Below are 26,548 nucleotides of genomic sequence, written 5' to 3'. Positions count from 1 at the left end.
ACGCTCGACGAGATCAACCACGGCTTCGAGCTGATGCACGAAGGCAAATCCATCCGCGCCGTCGTGGAGTTCTGAGGGGATGGAGCTGGTCTCGGAAAACCGCAGTTTCGGGGGGCGCCAGCTGGTTTACAGGCACCCGTCCAACACCTGCGGCTGCGAGATGACCTTTGCGGCTTACCTGCCGCCGCAGGCAAATAACGAGCCGGTTCCGGTTCTTTGGTATCTCAGCGGGCTGACCTGCACTCATGAGAACGCGATGACCAAGGGCGGGTTTCAGGAACATGCCGCGGAGCACGGGTTGGCAGTGATCTTTCCCGATACCTCGCCGCGGGGCGAGGGGGTTAGCGACGATGAGGCCTATGACCTCGGTCAGGGTGCTGGCTTTTACGTCAACGCCACGCGCAACCCGTGGAAGAACAACTATCGGATGTACGACTATGTCGTCAGCGAGTTGCGTTCGATCGTGATGGACAACCTGCCGGTGCGCGATCGTCATGGCATCACGGGTCATTCGATGGGCGGGCATGGTGCGATCACCATCGCGATCCGCAATGCTGGGCTGTTCGACTCGCTGTCGGCCTTCGCGCCGATCACCAACCCCACGAAGTCGGACTGGGGCCGTAAACAGCTCAGTGCCTATCTGGGCGACGACGAAAGCAGCTGGGCCGAGCACGATGCGACCCTGCTACTTGAGGAGCACGGCTGGAAGAGCGATATGCTGGTCGATCAGGGCTCGCGCGATCAGTTCCTCGACCTGCTGAAGCCCGAGGCGCTGGCCGACACGATGGCGCGTCGCCGCCAACCGGGGCAGGTGCGGATGCAGGAGGGCTACGATCATTCGTACTTCTTCGTGAACAGCTTTGCGCGCGATCACGTCAGGTGGCACGCCGCGCGCTTGAATTGACCGGGCGGGAGCCCCGCCCAAACCAGGAAAGGCAAAAGATGGTGAAGAGGTTTTTGGTGACAGCCTGTGTGATGATGCTTCCCGCGATGGCCGTCGCGGATGGGCACGTCACGGGAGATGCGGAGGCCGGCGAAAAGGTGTTCCGCAAATGCAAGGCCTGTCACGCGGTGGGCGAGGGCGCCGAGAACAAGGTGGGGCCGGTGCTGAATGGCGTCGTGGATCGCGCGTTCGGTGCGGTTGAGGGCTTCTCCTATTCCGATGCGCTGATGGAGGCGGCGGCCGAGGGCAAGGCCTGGACGCCCGAAGAGCTCGACGCCTTCCTGCAAAAGCCGCGCAGCTATCTGAAGGGCACCAAGATGTCCTTTGCCGGTCTTCGCAAGGAGGACGACCGTGCCAACGTGATTGCATATCTTGCGAGCTTTCCCGCGGAAGGCTCGTAGGACCACGAATTTCCTGTGCGGCGGAAGGAGAGAGCCGCCGCACCGGAAAGACCTGATGCCAGGCCCCATGTCGGGTCAACGCGTCATTCTCGCGGCAATCCCGCCGCACCACAGGGAGGTACTATGATGAAAAAGCTGAAGCTTTTCACGTCTGGGATCGCTCTTTGCGCCGCCAGTATGGCCTTTGCAAATGACGATCTCATTGCCCAGATGGAGAATTCCAGCCAATGGGCGATCCAGACGGGTGACTACAAGAACCAGCGCTATTCGCAGCTGGATCAGATCAATGCGGAGAATGTGGGCGACCTGCAGGTGGCCTGGACCTTCTCGACCGGCGTGCTGCGTGGCCATGAAGGCTCGCCGCTGGTGATCGGCGATGTGATGTACGTACACACGCCATTCCCCAACATCGTCTATGCGCTCGATCTCAAGAACGAGGGCAAGATCATCTGGAAGTATGAGCCCAAGCAGGACCCGGACGTCATTCCGGTGATGTGCTGTGACACGGTGAACCGTGGTGTGGCCTATGCGGATGGCAAGATCTTCCTGCATCAGGCGGACACCAAGGTGGTTGCGCTGAACGCAGAGACCGGTGCGGTCGAATGGGAAGCCCAGAACGGTGACCCGGCGATTGGCGAGACCAACACAGCCACCGTGCTGCCGATCAAGGACAAGGTGATCGTCGGCATCTCGGGCGGTGAGTTCGGTGTGCGCGGCCATACAACGGCATATGACATGGCGACGGGTGAGCTGGTCTGGCGCGCCTATTCCATGGGTCCGGACAGCGACATCCTGGCTGATCCGGAAAACACCACGCACCTCGGAACGCCGGTCGGCGCGGACTCAGGCACCAACACCTGGGAAGGCGATCAGTGGATGATCGGCGGCGGCACCACTTGGGGCTGGTATTCGGCGGATCTGGACGAGAACCTGTTCTACTACGGCACGGGCAACCCCTCGACCTGGAACCCCGCGCAGCGCCCCGGTGACAACCGCTGGTCCATGACCGTCATGGCACGTGACATCGACACCGGCATGGCCAAGTGGTTCTACCAGATGACCCCGCATGACGAGTGGGACTATGACGGTGTGAACGAGATGATCCTGTCCGAGCAGGAGATCGACGGCGAGGAGCGCAAGCTGCTCACCCACTTCGACCGGAACGGTCTGGCCTACACCATGGACCGCGTGTCGGGTGAGCTGCTGGTGGCCGAGAAGTACGACCCCGTGGTGAACTGGACCACCGGTGTCGATATGGATCCGAACTCCGAGACCTACGGGCGTCCGGCCGTTGTCGCGCAGTATTCCACCGCGCAGAACGGCGAGGACGTGAACACCACCGGCATCTGTCCGGCGGCCCTCGGCACCAAGGACCAGCAGCCTGCTGCCTATTCACCCAAGACGGAAATGTTCTACGTGCCGACGAACCACGTCTGCATGGATTACGAACCGTTCCGGGTGAGCTACACCGCGGGGCAGCCCTATGTGGGTGCGACCCTGTCGATGTATCCGGCACCTGACAGCCATGGCGGCATGGGCAACTTCATCGCCTGGGACAACATCAACGGCGAGATCAAGTGGTCCATCCCCGAGAAGTTCTCGGTCTGGTCCGGGGCTCTGGCCACCGCGGGGGACATCGTCTTCTACGGCACGCTCGAAGGGCACCTGAAGGCGGTACACGCCGATACGGGTGAGGAGCTTTATCGCTTCAAGACGCCCTCCGGCATCATCGGCAACGTGATGACCTACGAATCCGATGGGCGCCAGTATGTGGGCATCCTGTCGGGTGTCGGCGGTTGGGCCGGGATTGGCCTCGCGGCCGGTCTGACCAACCCGAACGATGGTCTGGGTGCGGTCGGCGGTTATGCAGCGCTGAGCGACTACACAGCCCTTGGCGGTCAGCTGACCGTCTTCGCCCTGCCGAACTGATCGCGGCAGGTGCCTTGAGCCAACGATCGGCGCGGCCCTCGTCTTGGGTCGCGCCTGTCCAACAAACAATCGGGCGACAGCGACACGCGGCCCCAGATACAATGGGTGAGATACATGAAAACCACACACTGCATCCTGGCGCTCTGTCTGGCTGGCGGCTTTGCCGTCCCGGCCATGGCCGAAGACGCTGTGGACCCCGCGATCTACGAAGTGGCCTACGAGGAAGACGGCCGCTACTTCAACGCGGATGATATCCCCACGTTCAACGTGGCTGAGGACGGCACCGTCGATTGGCTGACCTTCTCGGGCTTCCGCCGTTATCACGCCGAATGCCATGTTTGCCATGGCCCCGATGGCGAGGGCTCGACTTACGCGCCGGCGGTGAAGAACTCCGCCGTCTCGCTTGGCTACGACGGCTTTTTCGAAGTGGTCGTGAACGGCCGCGAGAACGGCAACTCCGTGATGCCACACTTTGGCGAGAATAAGAACGTGATGTGCTACCTTGATGACATCTACGTCTATCTGAAAGCGCGCGGGCTCGACGCTGTGCCGCGCGGCCGGCCGGCCAAGAAAGAGGCCAAATCCGACGTGATCCGCGAGGATGAAGATGCCTGCATGGGCTAAGATCTTTCGGCACCTGACTGTTCCCCTCTTCCTGGGGTTCTCCCTCGCGGGGTCCGCAGGTGCACAGACCTCCGATCTGGTGTCTAACACCGCCTTTCGTGTCTGTGCGGACCCCGCGAACTATCCCATGTCGGCCGAGGACGAAAGCGGCTTCGAGAACAAGCTGGCCGATTTCGTGGCTGCGAAGCTCGATCTGCCGGTGCAGTACACCTGGTTCCCGATGGCGACGGGCTTCATCCGCAACACGCTGAACGCCAAGCGCTGTGACGTGGTGATGGGCTATGCCCAGGGCCACGAGCTGGTGCTGAACACCAACCACTACTTCACCTCCGTCTACACGCTGATCGTGCCGCAGGAGGGGGATCTGGCCGCGGTCGAGACGCTGACCGATCCGGTGTTGAAGGATCGCCGTGTCGGCATCATCGCGGGCACGCCGCCGGCGGCGCATCTCGCCCGCAACGGGCTGATCGGAAAATCGAAGGGCTACAACCTCGTGGTGGACCGGCGGCATGAAAGCCCGGCGATTGACATGCTCGATGATCTGAAGGCGGGCGAGATCGATGCCGCCGTCCTCTGGGGCCCGCTTGGCGGGCCGTTGGTCAAAGCGGACTACCCCGGGCTGAAGGTCATCCCGCTGATCAAGGAAGAGTTGCCGCCGCGGCTGTTCTACCGCATCACCATGGGCGTGCGGCAGGGCGAGAAGGTCTGGCAACGGCAGCTGAATTCGCTGATCCGGCGCAATCAGGACGAGATCAATGCGTTGCTGGTGGAGGCGGGGGTTCCGCTGGTCACCGATCTCGGCACCGAGGTGATGGAGATTTCCAATTGATCAGGGCTTGGCTGGCGGCGGCGCTTCTGGCGTTGCCGCTGGCGAGCGTCGCGCAGACGGTGCCGGAGCCCTCCGATTATCGTACGGACCACTACCGCGCGCCGGTGCCTGCGACGCTGCAAGGCGGCACGGTTGTTGGCCCCGAGGAGGCGCATGCGCTCTGGGCAGGTGGCGAGGCGGCCTTCATCGACGTGATGCCGCAGCCACCGAAGCCCGCTAACCTGCCGAAGGGCACCATCTGGCGCAACAAGCCGCGCCATACCATTCCGGGTTCAATCTGGCTGCCGAATGTGGGCTACGGCGCTATCGCGGATGTGACTGCGGACTATTTCAGGGCCGGTCTGGAGAGGGCCACCGGCGGGAACCCGGCGCACCCGGTCGTGATCTTCTGTCTGGAGGACTGCTGGATGAGCTGGAACGCGGCCAAACGGGCGCTGGAGTGGGGCTATACCTCCGTCTACTGGTTGCCCGAAGGCACAGACGGCTGGCAGCTGTGGGGCTATCCGCTGGAGAAGGTGACCCCCGAAGAAGGCCAGCCTCAGACCAATTGAGCCTTGCGGATCTCTCGGCGTTTCAGTCGAGTTGAGGTTTCTTCATTTTAGAACACGCCTCCGATGCCCCACCCGGCTCATAGGCCGCGCATCGTCCGACCTCCACGTCAAACCGAGGGCGATTTGAACGCCTGTCAGAAGCACCGGCCTTGATCTCTTGGTCAGGCTTAAAAAGCCGAAAGACTGCACGCGCGCTCCAGGCCGGGCGATGTCCTCGGCGCTCTATGCGGCTTCGCTAGAACCCCGCCAAGTCCTTATGGGCGTGGGTGACGGTTCCATCCGTGTCGGTCATCGTGACATCCACCGACTGCGTGCTTTGCGGAACGGCGAGCCCGAGCCGCGGGTTCTCCGACAGCGAGATCGAGCCTGTCAGGTCCACGAAGCCGGCCCCGTCGAGGTCGATCTCGACCGTTTCCACATAGCGCATCGGGATGAAGAGCAGCGAGATCTGATCCATCTGCATGCCCGAATGCGAAGGGTGCGAAATGTCCACGTCCATGCGGCTGAGGCGCGACGCAAGGTTCGTGAGCTTGCCGCTCTCCACGCCGGGCACCGTGCCCACCACGTCGATGTTCATCTGGCCGAGTGTCGCCAGCGCCAGTGCCGGATCGGTGCCCGGCGGCGCGGCGCAGGCCCCCTGGCCGGAGGTCTTGACGAAGGTTTCGGAGACGAAGAGGCGGCCATCGGAGGTCTCGGCGATCACATGCATCGGCGTGGGGCCGTTCACGCGCATGGTGATGTCGAAGTAAAACCCGGACTGAGGCGTCTGAAGATCGAAGACCGCCGAGACCGGCATCGGGTTTTCATCGAGCACCACCGTGACCTTGGCGATCTGCGCACCGGGCGGGGCCACGATCTGCGCCGCGAGGTCGGTGCGCGCGTCATCATAGGTGCGATAGGGCGCGTCGATGGCGATGATGCCCGCGCCGCTCAGCATCACCCGATCGCCGTAGAGCTGTTCCTTGACCGACGCCCAGGCCTCGTTGCTCGCTGCGGCAGGCAGGCTTGTCCAACAGAGCAGTGCTGCCGCCAATGCCAGATATTTCATGTCTTCTCCTCCAGCAAGAACGTGCCAAAGGCGCGGGGGCCGTCGCACGTCTCGATCTCTTCTATCACAGAAAGGGTCTTGGCGTCGAAAATAGTGACGGTGTTGTCGAACCAGTTGGCCACCGCGATGCGGGTGCTATCGCCGGTGGTGTCGATGCCTTCGGGGTACTCGCCCGTGTCGAGCGTGGCCAGTGGCTCGAGCCCGGCAAGGTCGATGACGCTGAGACTGTCGGCGTATTGATTGGTGACGAAGGCGCGTCCTTGAGCAAAAGCCACGCCATAGGGCCGCTGGCCGACCGGCAGGGTGGCGATGACCTGCCCCGCCATCGCGTCGATGACTGTCACGTCGTTGCTGCTGACATTGCCAACGAAGAGCCGCCCGTCGGGTGCAAACCCCAAGCCGAAGGGCCGGGTGCCCACGTCGAGGCGCGCCCGCAAGGCCAGGGTTGACGCATCAAAGATCGAGACCTGGTCGGCATCGCGGTCTGCGGAGGCGAGAAAGCGCCCGTCGTCCGACAGCGCGAGCCCGGCGGGTGCTGCACCAACGATCAGTTCGCCGGTGCTCTGGAGTGTCTGGTCGTCAAGCACCCAGATGCGCGCGTTGTACCAGTCAGAGACAAAAAGACGCCTGCGCGGCCCATCATGGGCGATGCCGATCGGGCCGCCGTCGAGCGTCACGGTCGCACGCGGTTCGCCCGACGGCAGCGCGTGCCGGCGCACCTGCTTGCTGTCGGCCGCCACCGTGAAGACTGCCTGCGGCGAGACAGCGACCCCGGCGGGCTTGCCAGGGACGGCCCATCGGGCGATCTCCTGACCCGCCGCGATGTCAAGCACGCTGAGCGCGTCCCCCGGCTGGCAGGTCACGAAGGCGAGGTCTCGCGCCGGGCCCGGCGTGGCCGCGACGATCAGCGCGGCCGCAAGCTCAAGACCCTGGCGCACCAAATCGCTCGGTCAGCGCGTCAAGGCCGGCCTGATAGACGCCGCTGACGGCAGCAATCGCGGCTTGGTCGTTCAGCTCCTCCGGCGGGTCGTTGTTGGGATAGCCACGATAGAACGCCCCGCGCCATTCGATGACTGACCCTCCGCCGTCCCGCGGCATGACGGTCAGGTGTGACGAGTAATTCGTGACCGGGAGCACCTCCACCTTCACATCTGTGATGCGGTAGGAATAGCTCATCTTCTCAGCGCTGAACTTATATAGGATTTCGGAGATGGTGGGCCCGTCGGCGGCCCCGAGGGTCAGCACCCGCGTGGCGTCGATCTCGTTGCCGTTCTCGCCTGTTGTCTCATGCACAGCCGGGTGCCAAGACATGTCCTGGAAGTTCCCGATGACCGCCCAGACCTCGGCCGGATCAGCGGCGACGTCCGTGGTCACTGTGATCTTCTGCCGGGTCGGGCCGTGCGCCGACGCCAGCCCCGGGACAATCGCAGCCGCGACGCAAGCGGCTAGGAATACACGCTTTTTCATCATTCCTCCTCTGTGAAAAGCCTGTTCTTCAGGATGTAGCGCATGCCGCGCTGCCAGCTTTCATCGGTATTGCCGCGGATATCCACCACCGCGCCCTTGACCATCTCGCCGGTCTCGGCGGCGCGCAGTTGCAGGTTGATCGCGAGGATCAGGTCCGAAACCTTCTGCACCTCGCCCACCAGAGAATAGTCCGCGCCCAGGCCCGCGGCGATGCGGGTGTCACAGCCGTAGCATTTGGCGAGATTCACGACGCGGCCGATCTCGGCCCGTGCAGGCTCGATATCGACGAGTTCATAGCCTTCCTCGGCGAAGCGGGCGGCCACCATCTCTTCCAGCATCGCAAGCCTGTCCTGCTCGGCCGTGTTCTCGCCAGCCGTACTGCTTTGCAACGATGTATCGAGCAGGGTCAGGCCGAAGAAGGCCACGCGCTCCTGCGCGTGAGCATTGGTCGCGGCAAGCAGGGCAAGGACGATCAACCGCATGTGCCTGTTCTTAAAAAATAAGAATCGTGCTTTATCGTGCGGCTGCTAGGCTCTTTGTCACAACCCGGCCAAAAGTATCGGTTCAGCGGATTGCGACGGGCTGGGATAAACGGGAGGCCCGGCAGATTGACCGGGCAGGGGAGGTTTACGTGCATCGTCTGCACAGGTCGCTGGTGGCGGCCCTTGCCATCATTGTTACTGCGGGATCCGCCTGGGCGATCGACGTCAAGGCGGCGGTTCTGCGGGTCGACTACCCGACGCTCCTGCCGATCAGCCGCTATGACCTGCCACCCGAAGATCTGGGATTTGCCGGGGCGGCGCTTGCGGATGAGGACAACGGCACGACAGGAGGGTTCCTCGGGCACACCTACGAGACGCGCACGGTCGCGGTTCCGCCCGAGGAGGCCGATGCGGCGATGGCTCAGATCCTCGCGGACGGAATTCGACTGGTGGTGGTCCAGGCGCGCATGGAGGATCTGCTGCGCCTCACCGATCAGGCGGCGGAGGCCGGCGCGCTGGTCTTCAATGCGCGGGCCCCGGATGTGGCGCTGCGCGACGACGCCTGTCGCGCCAACCTGCTGCACACGGCGCCCTCGCACGGGATGAAGGCGGATGCGGTGGCCCAGTTTGCCGTCTGGAAGAAGTGGACGGAGTGGTTCCTGATCGCTGGCTCCAACCCCGCCGACGTGGCACTCGCCGAGGCGTATCGCAAGGCCGCGCGCAAATTCGGCGCCGAGATCGTCGAAGACCGGACCTTCGAGGACACGGGCGGCTCGCGCCGCACGGATTCCGGCCATGTGATGGTGCAGCGGCAATTGCCCGCCTTCACCCAGGACACCGACGATCATCACGTGGTCATTGCCGCGGATGAGACCGATTACTTCGCCCGCTACCTCAGCTATCACCTCTGGACACCGCGTCCGGTGATGGGTTCGGGCGGGCTGGTGCCGACCAGCTTCCACGGGGCGCATGAGGCTTATGGCGCCACGCAATACCAGACCCGGTTCGAAGCGCTGACCGGGCGCTACGCCAAGCCGGAGGATTACAATGTTTGGCTGGCGCTGCGCGTCGTCGGCGAAGCCGTGACCCGCGCCAATACCGCCGAGCCGGACGGGGTGCGCGACTATGCGATCTCGGACGCCTTCGAACTGGCGGCTTTCAAGGGCCAAAAGGTCACCTTCCGCGATTGGAACGGGCAGCTGCGCCAGCCGATCCTGCTCTATGACGGCGTGATCACAGTCAGCGTCAGCCCGCAGGACGGTTTTTTGCACCAGAGCTCACCGCTCGACACCATGGGTCTCGACCGGCCGGAATCGAGCTGTACCGCCTTTGACTAACCGGAGACATGAAATGAAGTCATTTTTACTCTCGACGGCACTCGCGGCCCTCATTGCCACTCCGGCGGCTGCGGGCAAGGCCTTCATCTCCAACGAACGCGGCAACACGATCACCGTGGTCAACACCGACACCTGGGAGGTCGAGACGGAGTTCTTTGCCGGCAACCGCCCGCGCGGGATCACCACCAGCCCCGACGGCAGCATCATCTATGTTTGCGCCTCGGACGACAATCTGGTGCGGGTTTTCGATGCGAACACCTACGAGGAGCTGCCGAGCCTGCCCTCGGGGCCGGACCCGGAGCTCTTCATTCTCGAACCCTCCGGCAAGCGGCTCTACATCGCGAACGAGGACGACAATCTGGTGACGGTTGTCGACACCGAAACGCGCACCGTGCTGGCCGAAGTGCCGGTGGGGGTGGAGCCCGAGGGCATGGGCATGAGCCCCGATGCCAAATTTGTGGTGAACACCTCCGAGACCACCAACATGGCGCATTTCATTTCGACCGAGGACTACAAGATCAAGCACAACATCCTTGTCGACCAGCGCCCGCGCTACGCGCATTACACCGCGGACGGCACGCGGCTCTTCGTGACCTCGGAGATCGGCGGCACGGTGTCGGTGATGGACATCGCCGAGGACGGCAGCCCGACGGTGGTCGGCAAGATCAGCTTCGAGGTGGCGGGCGTGCAGCCGGAATGGCTCCAGCCCGTAGGCGCGCGGGTCACGGCCGATGGGTCGCGGCTCTTCGTGGCGCTGGGACCTGCCAACCGGGTTGCAGTGATCGACGCGCAGAGCCTGGAAGTGCTCGATTACATCCTCGTGGGGCAGCGTGTCTGGCAGCTCGACTTCACACCGGATGAAAAATACCTGCTGACCACCAATGGCAACTCCAACGACATCACCGTGATCGACGTGGAGAAAGAGCAGGCGATCAAATCCATTCAGGTGGGGCAACAGCCTTGGGGCGTTGTGACCATCGACTGACGTATTCCAACGGACAACCGGAGAGACAGAGCATGAAGAAACTGATGATAGCCGCGGCGCTTGCGACGATGAGCAGCCCGATCGCCGCCGCCCCCCTGTGCGACGATCTGGGCTTCGCCGGTCTGCTGGCCAAGTGCAACCGGGGTGAGGACATTCCGCTGACGCTTGCCTCCGGGCAACCGCTGGGCGAGGACGTGGTGTTGCAGTCGGGCGCTTACTACACGCTGGTCATCACCGCCGATGGTTCGGCGGAACTGGCGATTGAAGGCCCGAGCTTCTTCCGCGCGATCTGGATGAACGAGATCGTCATCAACAAGATCGAAATCCGCCCGATGGCGATCGACAGCATCGAGTTCGACAAAGCCGGGGTCGCGGAAGTGTCCTTCATTGCGATCAAGCCGGGCAGCCACACCATACGCATCCCCGGCTCGACCGGAGAGACGCAATCCATGACCATTTCCATCCAATAACCAACGGGAGCCTCACCATGAAACATCTCTTTGCCCTGACCGCCGCGGCACTGATCTCTGGCCCCGTCTTCGCGGACGGTCATCTGGACGCCGAAACCGTCGAGAAAATCGAGGCGATGCTCGCCTCCATCGAATGTCAGATGGACCCGGATGATATCGAGGTGGAAGACGACGGCTATGACCTCGACGACGTGATCTGCAAGGGGGGCAACCAGTTCGATATCAAGCTCGACAAGGACCTCAACGAGGTGAGCCGCCGCGCCGAATAGCGGCAGTCAAAGGGGGTCGCCATGCGTCTGATCGCGGTTTTCTGTACCATCTTTGGGATGCTGGCAGCACCTCTGTTCGCCAGTGATCTGCCGGTGATCCGGGCCGCCGTGCTCAAGATCGGCACGGTGAACTGGGAACTCGCGACGATCACCGAAAACGGGCTGGACCGGGCCAACGGCTTTGTGCTCGACGTTCAGCCCTTTGCCGACAACAGCGGCACCCGGATCGCGGTAGAGGGCGGCGAGGCCGATATAGCCGTGGCGGACTGGATCTGGGTGGCGCGGCAGCGCGCGGCGGGCAAGGACTACGTGTTCATTCCCTATTCCAAGGCCGTGGGCGGCGTCGTCGTCCCTGCGAGCAGCACCGCAAAGACGCTGGCCGATCTGGCGGGCGGCAAGATCGGGATTGCGGGCGGGCCGCTCGACAAATCCTGGCTGATCCTGCGGGCCTACGCGCAGCAGCAGTACGGGTTGGATCTGAAGGCCGAGACCGAACAGGTCTATGGCGCGCCTCCGCTGATCTTCAAATCCGCCATGGGCGACAACTACGCAGGCGCCATCAACTTCTGGCACTTTCTGGCCAAGAACAAGGCCGCCGGTATGCGACAGCTGATCTCTGTGGAAGAGGCAGGTGAAGCGCTTGGGCTGGATACGAACACGCCGCTACTGGGCTATTACATGAAGGAAAGCTTCCTCGCCGAGCATCCAGAGCTGGCGCAGGGCTTCTTCGAGGCGAGCCGCGCCGCGAAGGACATGCTCGCGAGCTCTGACGACGCTTGGGACGCGATACGCCCGCGCATGAATGCCGCAACCGATGCGCAGTTCGACCAGCTTCGATCCGATTGGATCGCCGGCATCCCCGAGCGCGCGCCCGTCGACGAGGCCGCTGCGGGCGAGATGCTGCGCCTGATGAGCGATCTGGGAGGGCCTGAGCTGGTCGGAGACGCCACAACGCTCCCCGCTGGCCTTTTCGCCGATGTGAAGTAACATCGTCGGATGCAGGCCACGCGGCTCATCCCCTTCCTGTCGCTTGCCGGGCTTCTGTCGCTCTGGGTCGTCGCGGCGGTCCTGACGGACGACATCCAGATCCTACCAAAGCCCTGGCAACTGGGGCCGCTCTTTCTGCAAGAGGCAAGCTCGGGCGAGCTCTGGACCCATCTTTTCGCGACGATCGTCCGCGTGCTCTGGGCGTTCGGCCTTGCGATGACGCTGGGCACGATACTGGGCCTTGTCATGGGACGCTCCGCGCGGACCAACGCCTGGCTCGATCCCTGGCTCGTGGTCTTTCTGAACCTGCCCGCGCTGGTGCTGATCGTGCTCTGCTACCTGTGGATCGGGCTCACCGAAGCCGCAGCGATCACCGCTGTGACGCTGAACAAGGTGCCCAATGTCGCCGTGGTCATTCGCGAAGGCGCCCGCGCGCTCGACCCGGACCTCGATGCGATGGCGCGGGTCTACAGAATGTCGTGGCGCGCCCAGATGCAGCACGTGATCTTCCCGCAGCTTGCCCCGTTCATCGCGGCGGCCGCCCGCTCTGGCGTGGCTGTCATCTGGAAGATCGTCCTTGTGGTCGAGTTCCTGGGCCGCTCCTCGGGCATCGGCTTTCAGATCCACCTCTACTTCCAGCTTTTCGATGTGGCGATGGTGCTGGTCTATGCCTTTTCATTCATCTGCGTGATGCTGCTGGTGGAATGGCTGCTTCTCCAGCCCTTCGAGCGCCATGCGCGGCGGTGGAGAGACGCGTGATCCGGGTCGACATCACCTCAAAGAGGTTCGCCGGGATACCTGTTCTCGGGGCAATCCGCTTCGAGATCGCTCCGGGTGAAACGCTTGCCCTGGTGGGGCCGTCCGGTGTGGGGAAATCGACGCTTCTGCGCATCCTCGCGGGCATCGACGCCGCGTTCGATGGCCGGATCGAGCGGCCCGACAGCCTCGCCTTCGTCTTTCAGGAGCCAACGCTGCTGCCCTGGCGGTCGGTTTTGCAGAACGTCCTGCTGCCACATCCACAGCTGAGCCCGCAACGGGCCCGCGAGATGCTCGCGCAGAGCGGTCTGGAGGGAAAAGACGATCTCTTCCCGCGGCAACTGTCGCTTGGCCAGCAGCGCCGGTTGTCGCTGGCGCGCGCCTTTGCTGGTGCACCGGATCTGCTGATCATGGACGAACCCTTTGTCTCGCTCGATGAAGACACCGCGGACCGGATGCTGACCCTCACCGAAGAGCTGATCGCGCGGCACCGGCCCGCAACGCTCTTCGTGACCCATGACATGCGCGAGGCCGACCGGCTGGCCGACCGGATCCTGCGCCTTGACGCACGCGCCGATGGCGCGCGACTGGCCTGACCGGAGACGGCTGCCGCCACGACCTTCCGCGATCCGAATGCCAACCAGATCGTCCCGCCGTCGTGGGCGCAGCGTTTCCCCGGCCCGCAGTCAGGCCATGTCGACATGATCATCAAGGCCACCGGCTGGATTATGGGCCGCGACACCGAGTTGGGGCTGCAGGTCAGCCTACCCTATGTCTTCGGCGGCACACAGCTCATGGTCCATGGCGCGTTGGAGATCCCCGACGCGAAGGATCTCGATGCCGGCACCATCTGCGTCGAGGCCGGAACGACCATAGAGCGCATCTCGGCAAACTACCTGTCGACCTTGCGCGTCGAGCAGACGATGGTTTCCTGCGAGAGCGCAGCCGGGCTTCGTGCGGCCTATGTGGCGAACCACTGCGACGCCTTCGCGTGCCGGGGCCCCGAACCTCGCGGTGCCGCGCGCCACCGAGATCGCGGGAATACTTGGCACCTCGAATGTCCCGGACCCTGCGCTTCGAACATTGCCGCCTAGGTGGCATTGGTGATCGGGCCGGCATTCTCGGCCCCGATCATCGGGTCGAAATAGCGGATCCGGACGCCGATTTTCCGCAGCACGGTCTCGCAGAATACCTTAGACATGACCCGCAACGAGAAGATGGCTGCCGGGCCGGACGAAGGTCAGCAGCGCCAAGGGGATGACCGCCACGCCGGATGACGTCAGCCTGACCCCATGCGCATGGTGCAATGCGGCGAGCATATGCTCCAGCTCTGCCGTCGCCGCTTTGCCATAGCGCCCGCAATAGGGCGTGCCGGTCTCATACCGGGCGCACCGCGCGGCCTCGAAGGCCTGGAGCGTATCGAAGACGATTGTCCAGTCCAACTCGGACCTACCTGTCGGCCGTCAAATCTTGCCGGACGGCCCGCTTGCACAAGACGATCCGCGACGGGAATGTCTTTTCATGGCATGAGACAGATCCAGAGAGTTGACTCGCTTGTGACATTGCTCTTCAAATGTATCAACATTCAGCATATTTGTTCTCTATAGCAGAACGATGGCGGAAGGTAGCGCAACGGTGGTCGGAGAACGAAAGCTCACGGCAAATCACTGGGGGGTCGGTCTCGCCCAGGTGGCGAACGGGCAGATCCGCGCCGTCGTGGCACATCCGGACGATCCGCACGGCTCCCCCATCAACAAGAACATCGCCGGCAGCCTCGCGGGCCGGGCCCGCATTCTGCGGCCCGCGATCCGCGAGAGCTGGCTGGAGGGCAGACCGCGCGCGGTCGCCCGCGGGCGGGACAGTTTTGTCGAGGTAAGTTGGGATCGCGCGCTCGATCTTGTCGCGCAAGAGCTGACCCGCGTCCGCGAGGTTCACGGCAACGACGGCATCTTCGCGGGCAGCTATGGCTGGTCGAGTGCCGGGCGCTTCCACCACGCGCAAAGCCAGCTGAAACGCTTCCTCAACTGCATCGGTGGCTTTGTCCGGTCGGAAGGCAACTACAGCTACAACGCCGCGTTGGTGATGATGCCCTATATCGTGGGACCCTTCCGGGCGCATGTGGCGCAGGCAACGCGGTGGCCTGTGATCGCGCGGCACAGCGATCTCGTGGTCATGTTCGGAGGCATTGCGCTGCGCAACACGCAAGTGAGCGATGGCGGTGTCGCCCGGCACCGCATGGCCGACAATTTCAAAGCCTGCGCAGAGGCGGGCGTCAAATTCGTGAACATCAGCCCGCTGCGGTCAGACGCGGGCGAGGCGCTTGGGGCCGATTGGCTGCCCGCACATCCCGGATCGGATACCGCATTGATGCTGGGCCTGGCGCATGTGCTTCACAGCGAGGGCCTGCACGACCGCGGATTTCTGGACCGCTACACCACCGGCTTCGACCGGTTCGAAGCCTATCTGACCGGTGCGGCCGACGGCGTGCCCAAGACTGCCGAGTGGGCCGCCGAGAAAACCGGTCTGAGTGCAGAGCGCATTCGGGACCTTGCCCGGCGGATGGCGGCCGGGCGTTGCATGATCTCTGTCGCGGCAGGTGTGCAGCGCACCGACTATGGCGAACAGCCGCTCTGGATGGCGGTCACGCTGGCCGCGATGCTGGGGCAGATCGGGCTGCCGGGCGGCGGCTATACCGTGGGCTACGGTGTCAACGCCAACATCGGCAATATCGAGCGGCTGTTCCGGTGGGGCACGCTGCCGCAGGGGCGCAACCCGGTCGACGACATCATCCCGGTCGCCATGATCTCGGAGATGCTGCTGCGCCCGGGCGGAGACTATACCTATCGCGGCGAAACCCGGCGCCTGCCCGACGCGCGGCTCGTCTGGTGGGCGGGCGGCAACCCCTTTCACCACCACCAGGATCTGATGCGCCTGCACCGCGCCTTCCAGACGCCCGAGACCGTGATCGTGAACGACATCAACTGGACGGCAGCCGCGCGCCATGCGGATATCGTGTTGCCCGTCGCGGCAGCGCAGGAGCGGCGCGACTTCGGCGCCGGCAAATCGGACAACGCCCTTGTGCCGATGCACCCGCTCACAGCGCCGCCGGGCGAGGCGCGGGTCGAGTATGACATCTACTGCGACCTGGCCAGCCGGATGCTCTGCGGCGAGGCCTTCTCCGAAGGTCGGACATCGGAGGACTGGTTGCGCGCGATCTGGGATCAGACCCGCGAGACGGCCGCGGCCCACGGGCAATCCCTGCCCACGTGGGAGGCCTTCATGGCCGGCGATATCGTCACCTTGCCGGACCCGTCGCCGGAGCAGGTCTTCCTGGCGGAGTTCCGCGCGGATCCCGTGGCCCACCCGCTGCCAACGCCGAGCGGGCGGATCGAGCTGTTCTCCGACCGGATCGCCTCGTTCGATCTGCCGGACTGCCCGGGCCATGCAGCCTGGTTTCCGCCGCGCGATCTGGAGGCGGGCGAGGGCGACTTCTACTTGCTCTCCGGCCAGCCCAAGACCCGGCTGCACAGCCAGCTCGACAACGGCGCTTACAGCCTCAGCCACAAGATTGAGGGGCGGGAGCCGGTGCTTATCCACCCCGACGATGCCGCTGCGCTGGGGATCGCCGATGGCGACGTGGTGGAGCTTTACAACAGCCGGGGGCGCTGCCTCGCCGGCGCGCGGGTGACCGATGAGATCCGCCAAGGCTGTGTATTTCTCTGGACAGGTGCCTGGTGGGACCCGGACTTCGATGCGCCGCAGGGCCGCGACCGGCATGGGAACCCGAACGCGCTCACCCATGATCTGCGGACATCCTCGCTGTCGCAATCACCCGCTGCCCATTCCGCGCGCATCTCTATCAGACGGTTCGAGGGCACGCTGCCCGAGATCACCGTGCATGACCCACCCCCTCTTTCCTCCGCGCAGCAAGCTGGTGCATAAGGGCAACCGAAGGGGAGGACGAACCGATTACGGCGCCGAAAGAACCAAAGGTTGATTCAACGCTCGCGAAGGGGCTGTCCATCCTCGAAAAGCTTGCCGGCTCGAACTCCAGCATGGGGGTGACCGAGTTGGCGAAATCGCTGGATCTGACCAAATCGAACACCTTCCGGCTGCTGCAATCTCTGACGGCCCTCGGCTATGTCAAACACAACCCGGACAAGACCTATGCCGCCACGCTCAAGACGTGGCAGGTGGGGCGGGCGCTGCTCGACAATCTGAACCTGCGCGAGCTGGCCGCGCCCGAGATGAAGCATCTGAGCCAGGAAACCGGCGAGGCGATCTATCTGGCTGTGCCGGAAAACCTGCAGGTGGTCTATATCGACAAGCTGGACAGTCCCAAACCGATCCGGTCCTGGAACCCGATCGGCGGCAGCGCGCCCTTGCACTGCGTCGGCACCGGCAAGGCGATCCTCGCGCAGAACTACGCGGCGCTGCGCCCCCAGGTCAGCGGCCAGCTGACCCGTCACACGGATCTGTCCCTGACCAATCTGGCGGACCTGGACGCCGATGTGGAAGAAACCCTGCGCCGCGGCTTTGCCTATGACCGTGGCGAGTTTCGCGAGCGCATTCTGAGCTTCGGTGCCGCGATCACCTTGCCCACGGGGGAGGCAATTGCGGCGCTTGGCGTGTCCTTGCCGGACGTGAACATGCCGCAGAAGGGGGCCGATTGGCTCGGCTCGCTGGTTGCCCATGCCGCGCAGAGCATTTCGGCCAAGGTCGGCCGCACCTGATCAGGTCTTCTCGACCGGCTCGACCGGGCCGCCCTTCTCAGCCCAGGTGGAGAAACCTTCCTTGAGGTGGGCCGCCTCGAAACCCATGTCCTGCAAGGTCGCCACGGTCAGCGCCGATCGCCATCCGGAGGCGCAGTGAAAGACGTATTTCTTGCCTTCCTGCGCAAAGACCTCCTTGTGATAGGGGCTGTCCGGATCGACCCAGAACTCGATCATCCCGCGCGGCGCATGGACCGAGCCGGGAATCGCACCGGTGCGCTGCCGTTCCCGGATATCGCGGATGTCGACGATGACCACATCGGGGTCCTCCACCATCGCGATCAGATCGGCGGTTTCGATCTCTTCGATCCGGGCGCGGGCCGCGGCCACCATATCTGCAGAGGAGGTCTTGAGCTTTTTCATGATTTGTGCCGTTATATAGAACAATTATTTCGTATGTTGACACAACAAGATCGTTGGTGCAACTATCCTCCGGGGTGGTCCACATCAGGTCGCGGTCGCAGGGAAAAAGGGGAGGCAATGAAAAGAGATGCTGCCGTGTCCCTTTGGGATGTCTCCTCGGCCGAGGAAGACTACACCAATCCCATGACCGGCGACGCCACCACCGATGTGGCTATTGTTGGGGCTGGTTTCACCGGCCTGTCAACCGCCTTGCACTGCGCCGAAAACGGGCTGAGCGCCCATGTGCTCGAGGCCAATCATATCGGCTTTGGCGGATCGGGCCGCAATGTGGGGCTGGTGAATGCAGGCGTCTGGCATCCGCCCGCCAAGGTGCGCGAGAAGTTGGGCGACACTTATGGCCCGCGGTTCATCCAGCGCTTTGGCGACGGGCCCGGTACGGTGTTTTCTCTGATCGAGAAACACCAGATCCGGTGCGAGGTCACCAAGACCGGAACGCTCCATGCGGCCCATGCGCCCTCGGGTTATGCGGACCTCAAGTCGCGCTTCGACGAATGGCACCGGCTGGGCGCGCCGGTGCACCTGCTCGATCGCGATGAGATGGCCGAGAAGGTGGGCACCACGGCGTTTTTCGGCGGGCTTCTCGACGAGCGCGCTGGCACCATCAATCCGATGGGCTATTGCCGCGGTCTGGCGCGCGCCGCCCGCGGCGCAGGGGCCGAGATCAGCACCGGCGTGCGCGCGAACCGCCTGCGCAAGGACCAGAGCGGATGGGTCGTCGAGACGGACAAGGCACAGCTCCGCGCGAGATACGTCGTGCTGGGCACCAATGCCTACACCGACACGCTCTGGCCGAACCTCAAGCGCGTCTTCACCCCGATCCACTATTTCCAGCTCGCAACCGCGCCCCTGGGTGACCGCGTGGCGCATATCCTGCCCGAGCGGCAGGGGCTCTGGGACACGGGGCAGATCATGTTCTCGCTGCGCCGCGACATGTCCGACCGGCTGGTGATCGGCTCCATGGGCAAGGTCATGGGCGCGCTTGGGCAGGGCCTGTCGCACCGCTGGGCCCGCAAGCAGCTCGCCCGGCTTTTCCCCGAGCTGGGGCCCGTGACCTTCGAAGACGCGTGGCACGGGCAGATCGCGATGACACCGGATCACCTGCCGCGCATCTACAACCTCGATGAGGGGCTCTACACCGCCATCGGCTACAACGGCCGCGGGATCACAACCGGCACGCTGTTCGGAGAAGCCATCGCCGGGCTGCTCACCGGCGCGGACCCATCGGACCTGCCGTTGCCGATCACCGATGTGACAACCGTGCCCTCGGCCCCGATCGTGTCGCGGCTCTACCAGGCCGCCTTCACCGCCAATCAAGTCCTGAGAAGTCTCTGAGCCCATGACCCAAGCAGACCTCCGCGTCGGCGTCGATATCGGCGGTACGTTCACAGACGTGGCCCTTGCGCATTCCAGCGGTCTTGCCACCTGCAAGGTGCTGACCAACTACGACCAGCCGGAGCAGGCGATCCTCGACGGCATCGCCCAGGCGGCGGCGCAGGCCCGCGTGCCGCTCTTGGCCATCGCGCAGGTGATCCATGGCACGACGCTGGTCACAAATGCGCTGATCGAGCGGCGCGGGGCGAAACTGGCCTTCATCACCACCGAAGGCTTTCGCGACGTGATCGAGATGCGCTCGGAGAACCGGTTCGAGCAGTACGATCTGAACCTCACCCTGCCGGTGCCCCTGGTGCCGCGCCGCGACCGGCTGACGCTGAACGAACGCTTGGGGCCGGCGGGTGAAGTGCTGCGGCCGCTCGACCCGGCTGAGGTCGCCGAGATGGCGCAGCGGGTCGTCGAAGGCGGCTACGAGGCCGTTGCCATCGGCCTCATGCACGCCTATGCCAACGATGCGCATGAGGTGCAGATGGCCGAGGCATTGCGCGCGATTGCCCCCGATCTGCCGGTCTCGATGTCCTCGGTGATCTCGCCGCAGATGCGCGAGCTGCCGCGGTTCAACACCGTCATCGCCAACGCCTATGTGCAGCCGCGGGTGGCGAACTATCTGGGGCGTCTCGTGGCCCGCCTGCGCGAGGCGGGTGTCGTCGCACCGGTCTTCATGCTGCATTCCGGTGGCGGGCTGATCTCGGTCGAGACGGCGGCGGAACAGCCCGTCCGCCTGCTGGAATCGGGGCCGGCGGGCGGCGCGATCTATGCCGCGGATTTCGCCCGCGCCCATGGGCTCGACAAGGTATTGAGCTTCGACATGGGCGGCACGACAGCGAAGATTTGCCTGATCGAAGAGGGCAGCCCGAAGACGGCGAACACCTTCGAGGTGGCACGCACCTACCGGTTCAAGAAAGGCTCCGGCATGACCGTCTCGACGCCCGTGGTCGAGATGGTCGAGATCGGGGCAGGCGGTGGGTCGATTGCCACGATTGACGCCATGGGACGCATTCAAGTCGGCCCCAAATCCGCCGGCTCCGAGCCTGGCCCGGCCTGCTACCAGCGCGGCGGCGAAGAGCCGACGGTGACCGACAGCAACCTGCTGCTGGGCCGCCTGGACCCCGAGAATTTCGCCGGTGGCGCGATCCCTCTCTCGCCTGATCTGTCGGAGAAGGCTGTCGCCACGCGGCTGACGGACCGCACCGGCCTTGGCACGCAGGACGCAGCCTTTGGCGTCACCGAAATGGTCGATGAGAACATGGCCAACGCCGCCCGTGTCCATACGGTCGAGAATGGCCGCGACATCGAGCATTTCACGATGATCGGCTTTGGCGGTGGTGCGCCGCTGCACGCCTGCCGCCTCTGCGAGAAGCTCGGCATCCGCGAGCTGCTGATCCCGCCCGGCGCAGGTGTCGGCTCGGCGATTGGATTCCTCAAGGCCCCCTTCAGCTACGAGGCCACGCGCGGGATGTTCCAGCGGCTGGCGGAGTTCGATGCCGACGCGGTGAATGCGATGTTGGCCGAGCTGGAGGAGGAGGCCAGCGCCTTTGTGCGCGCCGGGGCAGCCGGCGCCGAGACCCGGACGCAGCTCACCGCCTTCATGCGCTATTCCGGGCAGGGATGGGAAATCCCGGTGCCTTTGGAGCATAAGGTGTTTGCCGAGGGCGATGCCGAGATGATCCTCACGGCCTTTGAAGACACCTATCGCACGCTCTTCGGCCGCACGATTGACGGGCTCGCCTGCGAAATCACGAACTGGTCGCTGGTCGTGGCGACGGTTCTGCCCGAGGTGCCGACCGCCACCCGCCACGACAGGGGCACGGCCGCGGAGCCGATCCGCACGCGGCAATTCTTCGACGCCGCCAAGCGCGGCATGGTCGAGGCGCAGGAGGTTGCACGCGAGACGCTGACCCCCGGCATCAGCGTCGAAGGACCTGCCGTGATCGTCGAGCAGGAAACCACCACCATAGTGACCTCGGCCTATCGCGTGACCGGGCAGGGTGACGGCAGCCTGCGTCTGACCCGCAAGGAGGGCGCAGCGTGACCACACCCAGCAGCATCGACTTCCAGATCATGTGGAACCGACTGATCGCGGTGGTCGAGGAACAGGCGACAACGCTCATTCGCACCGCCTTTTCGACCTCGGTGCGCGAGGCGGGCGATCTGTCGGCGGGACTCTTCGACCGGCAGGGCCGGATGATTGCGCAGGCAGTGACCGGCACGCCGGGTCACGTGAACGCCATGGCCGAGAGCGTGACCCATTTCGTGGCCGAGATCGGCGCGCAGGAGATGTATCAAGGCGATGTGCTGATCACCAACGACCCCTGGCTCGGCACCGGGCATCTGCATGACATCACCATTGTCTCTCCGGTATTTCGCAAGGGCATGCACATCGGTTACTTCGCCTGCACCGCGCATGTGGTCGACATCGGCGGGCGCGGCTTTGGCCCGGACGGCAATGAGGTCTACGAAGAAGGCCTGCTGATCCCGATCATGAAATTCGCCGAACGCGGGCAGGTGTCCAAGAACCTGCTGCGCCTGATCCGCGCCAATGTGCGCACGCCTGACCAGACCGTGGGCGACATCTACTCGCTGGCCGCCTGCAATGAAGCAGGGGAGCGACGGCTGCAGGCGATGATGGATGAGTTCGGGGTCGATGACATCGACGGGCTGTCGGATTTCATCATCGAGACCAGCCGCAAGGCGACCCACGCGGCCATCGCTGCGGTGCCCAACGGCAGCTATGCGCATCAGATGCAGGTCGATGGGTATGAAGAGCCGGTTCACATGGCCGTGCGGCTTGATATCGACGGTGATACGCTCCTGGCCGACGTCGCGGGCACGAGCGGCATGAGCCGCTTCGGCGTGAACTGCCCCGAGGTCTACACCCGCGCCTATGCCTGCTACGGGCTGAAATGCGCCATCGCCCCGCAGGTGCCCAACAACACCGGCTCGCTCGAGCTCTTCCGCATCACCGCGCCCGAGGGCTGCATTCTGGCAGCAAAGCGCCCCGCGCCGGTCTCAGTGCGGCACGTGATGGGGCATCTGGTGCCCGACGTGGTGCTGGGCGCGCTGCACAAGGCGCTGCCCGAGACGGTGCCGGCCGAGGGCGCCTCGGCGCTGTGGAACATCCAGATCTCCTCGCGCGCGAGCGATCCCGCAAGCGGGCTGCCCGACCGTGAAGTGCTCATGTTCAACTCCGGCGGCACCGGCGCGCGGCCCGGGCTTGACGGGCTCTCGGCCACGGCCTTCCCCTCGGGCGTCTCGACCATGAGCGTCGAGGCGACGGAGCAGGTCGGGCCGATCACCGTCTGGCGCAAGGATCTGCGGCAAGGCTCGGGTGGCGCAGGCAGGCAGCGCGGCGGCCTCGGCCAGATCATCGAGATCGAGGCGCGCGACGGCTATGATTTCTACTTCAACGCCATGTTCGACCGGGTGGAGCACCCCGCACGCGGCCGCGACGGCGGGCAGCCGGGTCGTAAGGGACGGGTTGAGCTTGCCGACGGAACGCCGCTACGGTCAAAGGGCCGCCAGCTGATCCGGAACGGCCAGCGCTTGCGGCTCAGCCTGCCGGGCGGGGGCGGCTATGGCCCGCCGTCCGAGCGCGACGCGGCCGAGGTGGCCGCCGACCTCGACGCCGGGCTGATCACCGAAGATCAGGCAAAAGAAGACTACGGACAGGATATCTGACATGACGGACACACCCATCGCACTCATCTCCGGCGCGGCCCAGGGCATCGGGCTCGCCTGCGCCGAAGCCCTGGTCGAGGACGGCTTCAAGGTCGTCCTCGCCGACATCAAGGAGAGCGTGACCGAGGCGGCCGCCAAACTGGGCGGCGCGGGCTATATCTGCGATTTCGGCGATGGTGCTGCGATCACCGCGCTCTTCGACACCATCGAGGCCGAGCATGGGCCCGTCTCGGCGCTGGTGAATAACGCCGGCATCGCGATGCCCGGCGACTTCCTGACCTATGATCTGGAGACTTTCGACAGGGTGCTGGGCGTGAACCTGCGCGGGGTCTTCGTGGCCACGCAACGGGCGGCGCGCACGATGGTCGACAAGGGCATCGACGGGGCCATCGTGAACATGTCCTCGATCAACGCACAGGTGGCGATCCCCGCGATCCCGGCCTATTGCGCCTCGAAGGGCGGTGTGATGCAGCTGACGAAGGTCGCAGCCCTCGCCCTTGCCAAACACAACATCCGGGTGAACGCGGTGGGTCCAGGCTCCATCGACACCGAAATGATGGCTGGCGTGAACGCGAACCCCGAAGCCTTCAAGATCGCCATGTCCCGTACGCCGCTGGGCCGCCCCGGTACCGCGCGGGAAATCGGCGATGTGGTGGCTTTCCTCTGCTCCAAGAAGGCCAGCTACATCACGGGCGAAACCGTCTATGTGGATGGCGGGCGCCTCGGTCTGAACTACACCTGCTGAGGGCGGCTGGGCACTTCGTTGGGATATGAAGAGAGCTATGCGCGGTGGCGGGCCGATCCGGTCGGTTTCCGGCAAGAGGCCGCACGAGGGATCGACCGGATCACGCCGGCGACCTCCGTCTTCACTCCCGACCTCGGCGTCTACGGCCGCTGGGTCGACGGGGCGACGCGCATCGATGACGCAGCACGCGCGGTCCTCATCTCCGCGTCCTGCCGGATCGAACCTGGGCGCGTCGTGGCCTGCAAACCCCTGCTGAACGAGGCCTTCGAGATTGCCGCCGTCAAGCCTGCGGCCTGCCTAATCCTGCAACGGGACGCGCAGACCTGCGCGCTCACCGCCGGGCGCGATCACGACGACGCACAGCGGGTCGATGCCGCATGGGATGCGGGCCAAGAGACGGACTGTGTGCCGGTCGCGGCGACTGATCCGCTCCACATCCTCTACACCTCCGGCACCACGGGCCAACCCAAAGGCGTGGTACGGGACACCGGCGGGCGTACGGTCGCGCCGAAATGGACGATGGCGCATCACGGCGAGCTGCAACCGGGCGAGGCATTCTGGGCTGCCTCTGATGTGGGCTGGGTCGCGGGCCATTCCTACAACTGCGCCGGGCCCCCGACCGGCTCCGTTCGCGCGGCCGTCGATTTCAACCAGGACACAACCCGGTCCACGGCAGCGTTGCTCGGCGCCTTGCGCCGCGACAGCAGGTAGAAGTCATGCGCGCCGGTCGCAGTCGACGGCCCCAACGCCACGAGGTGACCGGCGCTCAAATCGTTTGCGACGAGAAACCGGCTGACCAGTGCTGCACCCTGCCCGGAAATGGCAGCATCCACCGCAAGCGTCGTCTGGCTGAGCCGGAGGGCGCGGCTGCTCTCATCGGTCACACCCGCCTCGGCGAGGACCTTGGGCCAAAGATCGTGCGTGTCGTGGATCTTCGGTAGCTGCGCCAGCAGATTCGGCGGGATCGGACGCACAACGCCCTTCACCAGCGCAGGGGCCGCCACCGCAATCACGTCCTGCTTGAACAAGAGCATCGCGTCCAGAGCCGCACCGAAGGGCGGCGCGCCTTGCCGGACGGCCAGATCGATCCCGTCGCTGTGAAAACTTGACACGCGCTCGGTCGCCAAGATCCGAAGGTCGACATCGGCGTGCCGCTCCGAAAAGTCCGGAAGGTTTGGAATCAGCCATTTCGAGGCAAAGGTGGGGGTCACGCTGATCAGGACCTTCCCCGGTTCCGGCTTCAACTGGGCGGTTGCAAGACGGAGCTCCGAAAATGCCTGTTCGATCCGGACGTGGTAGCTGCGGCCGACTGCCGTCAGCGCCAGCCCTTTCGGCAGCCTGTCAAACAGCGTGACGCCGAGATGCGCCTCGAGTTGCCGCACCTGTTGCGCGACTGCCCCCTGCGTCACCCCCAGCTCGTCCGCGGCGGCCCGGAAGCTCAGCCGGCGTCCAGCCACGTCGAAGGCGCGAAGCCCATTGAGAGGGGGAAGCACTGCCATTCTGCCGATAGTATTTCTATTGCCACTTGATATCAATTCTCGCGCGATCCGCCCAAGTTCAGGCCCTAAATTGCTTGTCAGAGAGACGATGGAGGACTGCATGTCTGTAGATAAAGTTGCACTGGTGACAGCCGGCGGCAGCGGCATGGGTGCAGATGCCGCGCGCAGGCTCGCAGCGGATGGGTTCAAGCTGGGCATCCTGTCTTCCTCGGGAAAGGGTGCTGCGCTCGCGACCGAGCTTGGTGGCTTCGGGGTGACAGGATCGAACCTGAACGCAGAAGACATCTCAGCCCTCGTTCAGGGAGCGCAGGACCGTTGGGGCCGCATCGACGTACTGGTCAATTCAGCGGGACACGGCCCGAAAGGCCCGGTGCTGGAGATCAGCGACGACGATTGGCACATGGGCATGGAGGTCTATCTGATGAATGCGGTGCGGCCTACGCGCCTGGTCACACCGATTATGCAGCAGCATGGCGGCGGCGCGATCGTCAATATCTCGACCTTCGCGGCCTTCGAACCCGATCCGCTATTCCCGACGTCCGGCGTTTTCCGCGCCGGTCTCGCGGCATTCTGCAAGCTCTTCTCCGACAAATACGCAGCAGACAACATCCGCATGAACAACATCCTGCCCGGTTTCATCGACAGCCTGCCGGAGACAGAGGATCGAAAGGCCCGCATCCCGATGGGGCGGTATGGCCGGGCCGACGAGGTCTCTGCGGTGATTTCCCTTCTCGCCTCGGAGGGCGGTGCCTACATCACCGGCCAGAACCTGCGCGTCGACGGCGGACTCACGCGTGCGGTCTGATCTCCCTGTCGCTCGCCGCGTCAGAGCGACCATCTCATTTCTTAGCATAACCCTAATTATCCGAGTAGTATATGCGCTACGGGTGGATTCACATCCGAAGTGCAAATTCTGTATCAAAACAGAACGTTGCACGGAGGCTTATGAATGGGACGCTGT

General features: G+C 64.4%; 29 protein-coding genes. 22 read left to right on the top strand and 7 right to left on the bottom strand.

Features of this window, described 5'->3' with window-relative positions:
• Positions 1-79 precede the first annotated feature (79 nt).
• From fghA to MUB52_RS22520, 6 genes are all read left to right on the top strand, one after another.
• Positions 80-904: an S-formylglutathione hydrolase gene (gene fghA, locus MUB52_RS22545; RefSeq protein WP_263846408.1), complete on the top strand. Its 825-nt coding sequence runs from the start codon at positions 80-82 to the stop codon at positions 902-904.
• 38 nt (positions 905-942) lie between these two features.
• Positions 943-1,344: a c-type cytochrome gene (locus MUB52_RS22540; protein WP_263846407.1), complete on the top strand. Its 402-nt coding sequence runs from the start codon at positions 943-945 to the stop codon at positions 1,342-1,344.
• A gap of 126 nt (positions 1,345-1,470) precedes the next feature.
• The gene (locus MUB52_RS22535; protein WP_263846406.1) at positions 1,471-3,273 is read left to right on the top strand and encodes a methanol/ethanol family PQQ-dependent dehydrogenase; all 1,803 of its coding nucleotides are present in this window, start codon (positions 1,471-1,473) and stop codon (positions 3,271-3,273) included.
• Between the two features lie 114 nt (positions 3,274-3,387).
• On the top strand, positions 3,388-3,897 hold the full coding sequence (locus MUB52_RS22530) for a c-type cytochrome, methanol metabolism-related (RefSeq protein WP_263846405.1): 510 nt from the start codon (positions 3,388-3,390) through the stop codon (positions 3,895-3,897).
• A complete protein-coding gene (locus MUB52_RS22525; RefSeq protein WP_263846404.1) occupies positions 3,881-4,726 on the top strand; it encodes a substrate-binding domain-containing protein in 846 nt (281 codons plus the stop codon). The genes MUB52_RS22530 and MUB52_RS22525 overlap by 17 nt, the downstream gene beginning before the upstream one ends.
• On the top strand, positions 4,723-5,277 hold the full coding sequence (locus MUB52_RS22520; protein ID WP_404818269.1) for a PQQ-dependent catabolism-associated CXXCW motif protein: 555 nt from the start codon (positions 4,723-4,725) through the stop codon (positions 5,275-5,277). The genes MUB52_RS22525 and MUB52_RS22520 overlap by 4 nt, the downstream gene beginning before the upstream one ends.
• Positions 5,278-5,512: 235 nt before the next feature.
• Here MUB52_RS22520 and MUB52_RS22515 read toward each other — a convergent pair whose 3' ends face one another.
• The 4 genes from MUB52_RS22515 to MUB52_RS22500 are packed head-to-tail and all read right to left on the bottom strand — an operon-like array spanning position 5,513 to position 8,274.
• A complete protein-coding gene (locus MUB52_RS22515) occupies positions 5,513-6,325 on the bottom strand; it encodes a quinoprotein dehydrogenase-associated SoxYZ-like carrier (protein WP_263846403.1) in 813 nt (270 codons plus the stop codon).
• The gene (locus MUB52_RS22510) at positions 6,322-7,263 is read right to left on the bottom strand and encodes a YncE family protein (protein WP_263846402.1); all 942 of its coding nucleotides are present in this window, start codon (positions 7,261-7,263) and stop codon (positions 6,322-6,324) included. The genes MUB52_RS22515 and MUB52_RS22510 overlap by 4 nt, the downstream gene beginning before the upstream one ends.
• Positions 7,247-7,792 carry an SRPBCC family protein gene (locus MUB52_RS22505; RefSeq protein WP_263846401.1) on the bottom strand — a complete coding sequence of 182 codons (546 nt, stop codon included), beginning with the start codon at positions 7,790-7,792 and terminating at the stop codon, positions 7,247-7,249. Before MUB52_RS22505 ends, MUB52_RS22510 begins: the two co-directional genes overlap by 17 nt.
• Positions 7,792-8,274, bottom strand: a complete 483-nt coding sequence (locus MUB52_RS22500) for a DUF3280 domain-containing protein (RefSeq protein ID WP_263846400.1) — start codon at positions 8,272-8,274, stop codon at positions 7,792-7,794. The genes MUB52_RS22505 and MUB52_RS22500 overlap by 1 nt, the downstream gene beginning before the upstream one ends.
• 149 nt (positions 8,275-8,423) lie before the next feature.
• Between MUB52_RS22500 and MUB52_RS22495 the strand changes: the two genes are divergently transcribed.
• The 8 genes from MUB52_RS22495 (at position 8,424) to MUB52_RS22460 (ending at position 14,172) form a co-directional block, all read left to right on the top strand.
• Positions 8,424-9,611 carry an ABC transporter substrate-binding protein gene (locus MUB52_RS22495; protein ID WP_404818268.1) on the top strand — a complete coding sequence of 396 codons (1,188 nt, stop codon included), beginning with the start codon at positions 8,424-8,426 and terminating at the stop codon, positions 9,609-9,611.
• Positions 9,612-9,624: 13 nt separating this feature from the next.
• Entirely contained in the window at positions 9,625-10,596 is a 972-nt protein-coding gene (locus MUB52_RS22490; protein ID WP_263846399.1) for a YVTN family beta-propeller repeat protein, read from the top strand.
• A gap of 32 nt (positions 10,597-10,628) precedes the next feature.
• Positions 10,629-11,066 carry a cupredoxin domain-containing protein gene (locus tag MUB52_RS22485; RefSeq protein ID WP_263846398.1) on the top strand — a complete coding sequence of 146 codons (438 nt, stop codon included), beginning with the start codon at positions 10,629-10,631 and terminating at the stop codon, positions 11,064-11,066.
• A gap of 17 nt (positions 11,067-11,083) precedes the next feature.
• Positions 11,084-11,335: a PepSY domain-containing protein gene (locus tag MUB52_RS22480; RefSeq protein WP_263846397.1), complete on the top strand. Its 252-nt coding sequence runs from the start codon at positions 11,084-11,086 to the stop codon at positions 11,333-11,335.
• A 21-nt stretch (positions 11,336-11,356) separates the two neighbouring features.
• Positions 11,357-12,322, top strand: coding sequence for an ABC transporter substrate-binding protein (locus tag MUB52_RS22475; protein WP_263846396.1), 966 nt, complete (start codon positions 11,357-11,359; stop codon positions 12,320-12,322).
• A gap of 9 nt (positions 12,323-12,331) precedes the next feature.
• The gene (locus tag MUB52_RS22470; RefSeq protein WP_263846395.1) at positions 12,332-13,081 is read left to right on the top strand and encodes an ABC transporter permease; all 750 of its coding nucleotides are present in this window, start codon (positions 12,332-12,334) and stop codon (positions 13,079-13,081) included.
• Positions 13,078-13,674, top strand: a complete 597-nt coding sequence (locus tag MUB52_RS22465) for an ABC transporter ATP-binding protein (RefSeq protein WP_263846394.1) — start codon at positions 13,078-13,080, stop codon at positions 13,672-13,674. The genes MUB52_RS22470 and MUB52_RS22465 overlap by 4 nt, the downstream gene beginning before the upstream one ends.
• Positions 13,675-13,779: 105 nt before the next feature.
• Positions 13,780-14,172 (top strand): type 2 periplasmic-binding domain-containing protein, encoded by a 393-nt coding sequence (locus MUB52_RS22460; RefSeq protein WP_404818267.1) that lies wholly within the window; start codon positions 13,780-13,782, stop codon positions 14,170-14,172.
• Between the two features lie 99 nt (positions 14,173-14,271).
• Here the strand turns inward: MUB52_RS22460 and MUB52_RS22455 are convergent, their stop codons facing one another.
• Positions 14,272-14,520 (bottom strand): PLP-dependent transferase, encoded by a 249-nt coding sequence (locus MUB52_RS22455; protein ID WP_263846393.1) that lies wholly within the window; start codon positions 14,518-14,520, stop codon positions 14,272-14,274.
• A 172-nt stretch (positions 14,521-14,692) separates the two neighbouring features.
• Here MUB52_RS22455 and MUB52_RS22450 point away from each other — a divergent pair, with 172 nt between their 5' ends.
• Both MUB52_RS22450 and MUB52_RS22445 read left to right on the top strand, forming a co-directional pair.
• A complete protein-coding gene (locus MUB52_RS22450; protein WP_263846392.1) occupies positions 14,693-17,020 on the top strand; it encodes a molybdopterin-dependent oxidoreductase in 2,328 nt (775 codons plus the stop codon).
• The gene (locus MUB52_RS22445) at positions 17,017-17,811 is read left to right on the top strand and encodes an IclR family transcriptional regulator (RefSeq protein WP_318527459.1); all 795 of its coding nucleotides are present in this window, start codon (positions 17,017-17,019) and stop codon (positions 17,809-17,811) included. The genes MUB52_RS22450 and MUB52_RS22445 overlap by 4 nt, the downstream gene beginning before the upstream one ends.
• Here the strand turns inward: MUB52_RS22445 and MUB52_RS22440 are convergent, their stop codons facing one another.
• Positions 17,812-18,213 (bottom strand): rhodanese-like domain-containing protein, encoded by a 402-nt coding sequence (locus tag MUB52_RS22440; RefSeq protein WP_263846391.1) that lies wholly within the window; start codon positions 18,211-18,213, stop codon positions 17,812-17,814.
• A gap of 117 nt (positions 18,214-18,330) precedes the next feature.
• Between MUB52_RS22440 and MUB52_RS22435 the strand changes: the two genes are divergently transcribed.
• From MUB52_RS22435 to MUB52_RS22415, 5 genes are read left to right on the top strand one after another with little or no spacing between them, the layout of a single operon-like run.
• The gene (locus MUB52_RS22435) at positions 18,331-19,605 is read left to right on the top strand and encodes an NAD(P)/FAD-dependent oxidoreductase (RefSeq protein WP_263846390.1); all 1,275 of its coding nucleotides are present in this window, start codon (positions 18,331-18,333) and stop codon (positions 19,603-19,605) included.
• A gap of 4 nt (positions 19,606-19,609) precedes the next feature.
• The gene (locus MUB52_RS22430) at positions 19,610-21,697 is read left to right on the top strand and encodes a hydantoinase/oxoprolinase family protein (RefSeq protein WP_263846389.1); all 2,088 of its coding nucleotides are present in this window, start codon (positions 19,610-19,612) and stop codon (positions 21,695-21,697) included.
• Positions 21,694-23,343: a hydantoinase B/oxoprolinase family protein gene (locus tag MUB52_RS22425; protein ID WP_263846388.1), complete on the top strand. Its 1,650-nt coding sequence runs from the start codon at positions 21,694-21,696 to the stop codon at positions 23,341-23,343. Before MUB52_RS22430 ends, MUB52_RS22425 begins: the two co-directional genes overlap by 4 nt.
• Before the next feature lies 1 nt (position 23,344).
• Positions 23,345-24,088 (top strand): SDR family NAD(P)-dependent oxidoreductase, encoded by a 744-nt coding sequence (locus MUB52_RS22420; RefSeq protein WP_263846387.1) that lies wholly within the window; start codon positions 23,345-23,347, stop codon positions 24,086-24,088.
• An 18-nt stretch (positions 24,089-24,106) separates the two neighbouring features.
• Positions 24,107-24,799: an AMP-binding protein gene (locus tag MUB52_RS22415; protein ID WP_263846386.1), complete on the top strand. Its 693-nt coding sequence runs from the start codon at positions 24,107-24,109 to the stop codon at positions 24,797-24,799.
• Here MUB52_RS22415 and MUB52_RS22410 read toward each other — a convergent pair.
• Positions 24,685-25,587, bottom strand: coding sequence for a LysR substrate-binding domain-containing protein (locus tag MUB52_RS22410; protein ID WP_263846385.1), 903 nt, complete (start codon positions 25,585-25,587; stop codon positions 24,685-24,687). The genes MUB52_RS22415 and MUB52_RS22410 overlap by 115 nt on opposite strands.
• A 100-nt stretch (positions 25,588-25,687) precedes the next feature.
• On the opposite strand from MUB52_RS22410, the gene MUB52_RS22405 reads away from it, so the two are divergent.
• The gene (locus MUB52_RS22405; RefSeq protein WP_263846384.1) at positions 25,688-26,392 is read left to right on the top strand and encodes an SDR family oxidoreductase; all 705 of its coding nucleotides are present in this window, start codon (positions 25,688-25,690) and stop codon (positions 26,390-26,392) included.
• Positions 26,393-26,548: the final 156 nt, after the last annotated feature.

It is taken from the genome of Roseobacter sinensis, from assembly GCF_025755255.1.
Lineage (GTDB): Bacteria > Pseudomonadota > Alphaproteobacteria > Rhodobacterales > Rhodobacteraceae > Roseobacter > Roseobacter sinensis.
This window is presented reverse-complemented; position numbering and strand designations above follow the sequence as displayed.

What these genes read in the sequence shown, in the direction of transcription:
- fghA (WP_263846408.1), top strand. Translation starts at nt 80, where the DNA reads ATGGAGCTGGTCTCGGAAAACCGCAGTTTCGGGGGGCGCCAGCTGGTT.
- MUB52_RS22540 (WP_263846407.1), top strand. Translation starts at nt 943, where the DNA reads ATGGTGAAGAGGTTTTTGGTGACAGCCTGTGTGATGATGCTTCCCGCG.
- MUB52_RS22535 (WP_263846406.1), top strand. Translation starts at nt 1,471, where the DNA reads ATGAAAAAGCTGAAGCTTTTCACGTCTGGGATCGCTCTTTGCGCCGCC.
- MUB52_RS22530 (WP_263846405.1), top strand. Translation starts at nt 3,388, where the DNA reads ATGAAAACCACACACTGCATCCTGGCGCTCTGTCTGGCTGGCGGCTTT.
- MUB52_RS22525 (WP_263846404.1), top strand. Translation starts at nt 3,881, where the DNA reads ATGCCTGCATGGGCTAAGATCTTTCGGCACCTGACTGTTCCCCTCTTC.
- MUB52_RS22515 (WP_263846403.1), bottom strand. Translation starts at nt 6,325, where the DNA reads ATGAAATATCTGGCATTGGCGGCAGCACTGCTCTGTTGGACAAGCCTG.
- MUB52_RS22505 (WP_263846401.1), bottom strand. Translation starts at nt 7,792, where the DNA reads ATGAAAAAGCGTGTATTCCTAGCCGCTTGCGTCGCGGCTGCGATTGTC.
- MUB52_RS22500 (WP_263846400.1), bottom strand. Translation starts at nt 8,274, where the DNA reads ATGCGGTTGATCGTCCTTGCCCTGCTTGCCGCGACCAATGCTCACGCG.
- MUB52_RS22490 (WP_263846399.1), top strand. Translation starts at nt 9,625, where the DNA reads ATGAAGTCATTTTTACTCTCGACGGCACTCGCGGCCCTCATTGCCACT.
- MUB52_RS22485 (WP_263846398.1), top strand. Translation starts at nt 10,629, where the DNA reads ATGAAGAAACTGATGATAGCCGCGGCGCTTGCGACGATGAGCAGCCCG.
- MUB52_RS22480 (WP_263846397.1), top strand. Translation starts at nt 11,084, where the DNA reads ATGAAACATCTCTTTGCCCTGACCGCCGCGGCACTGATCTCTGGCCCC.
- MUB52_RS22475 (WP_263846396.1), top strand. Translation starts at nt 11,357, where the DNA reads ATGCGTCTGATCGCGGTTTTCTGTACCATCTTTGGGATGCTGGCAGCA.
- MUB52_RS22470 (WP_263846395.1), top strand. Translation starts at nt 12,332, where the DNA reads ATGCAGGCCACGCGGCTCATCCCCTTCCTGTCGCTTGCCGGGCTTCTG.
- MUB52_RS22460 (WP_404818267.1), top strand. Translation starts at nt 13,780, where the DNA reads ATGATCATCAAGGCCACCGGCTGGATTATGGGCCGCGACACCGAGTTG.
- MUB52_RS22450 (WP_263846392.1), top strand. Translation starts at nt 14,693, where the DNA reads ATGGCGGAAGGTAGCGCAACGGTGGTCGGAGAACGAAAGCTCACGGCA.
- MUB52_RS22440 (WP_263846391.1), bottom strand. Translation starts at nt 18,213, where the DNA reads ATGAAAAAGCTCAAGACCTCCTCTGCAGATATGGTGGCCGCGGCCCGC.
- MUB52_RS22435 (WP_263846390.1), top strand. Translation starts at nt 18,331, where the DNA reads ATGAAAAGAGATGCTGCCGTGTCCCTTTGGGATGTCTCCTCGGCCGAG.
- MUB52_RS22430 (WP_263846389.1), top strand. Translation starts at nt 19,610, where the DNA reads ATGACCCAAGCAGACCTCCGCGTCGGCGTCGATATCGGCGGTACGTTC.
- MUB52_RS22420 (WP_263846387.1), top strand. Translation starts at nt 23,345, where the DNA reads ATGACGGACACACCCATCGCACTCATCTCCGGCGCGGCCCAGGGCATC.
- MUB52_RS22410 (WP_263846385.1), bottom strand. Translation starts at nt 25,587, where the DNA reads ATGGCAGTGCTTCCCCCTCTCAATGGGCTTCGCGCCTTCGACGTGGCT.
- MUB52_RS22405 (WP_263846384.1), top strand. Translation starts at nt 25,688, where the DNA reads ATGTCTGTAGATAAAGTTGCACTGGTGACAGCCGGCGGCAGCGGCATG.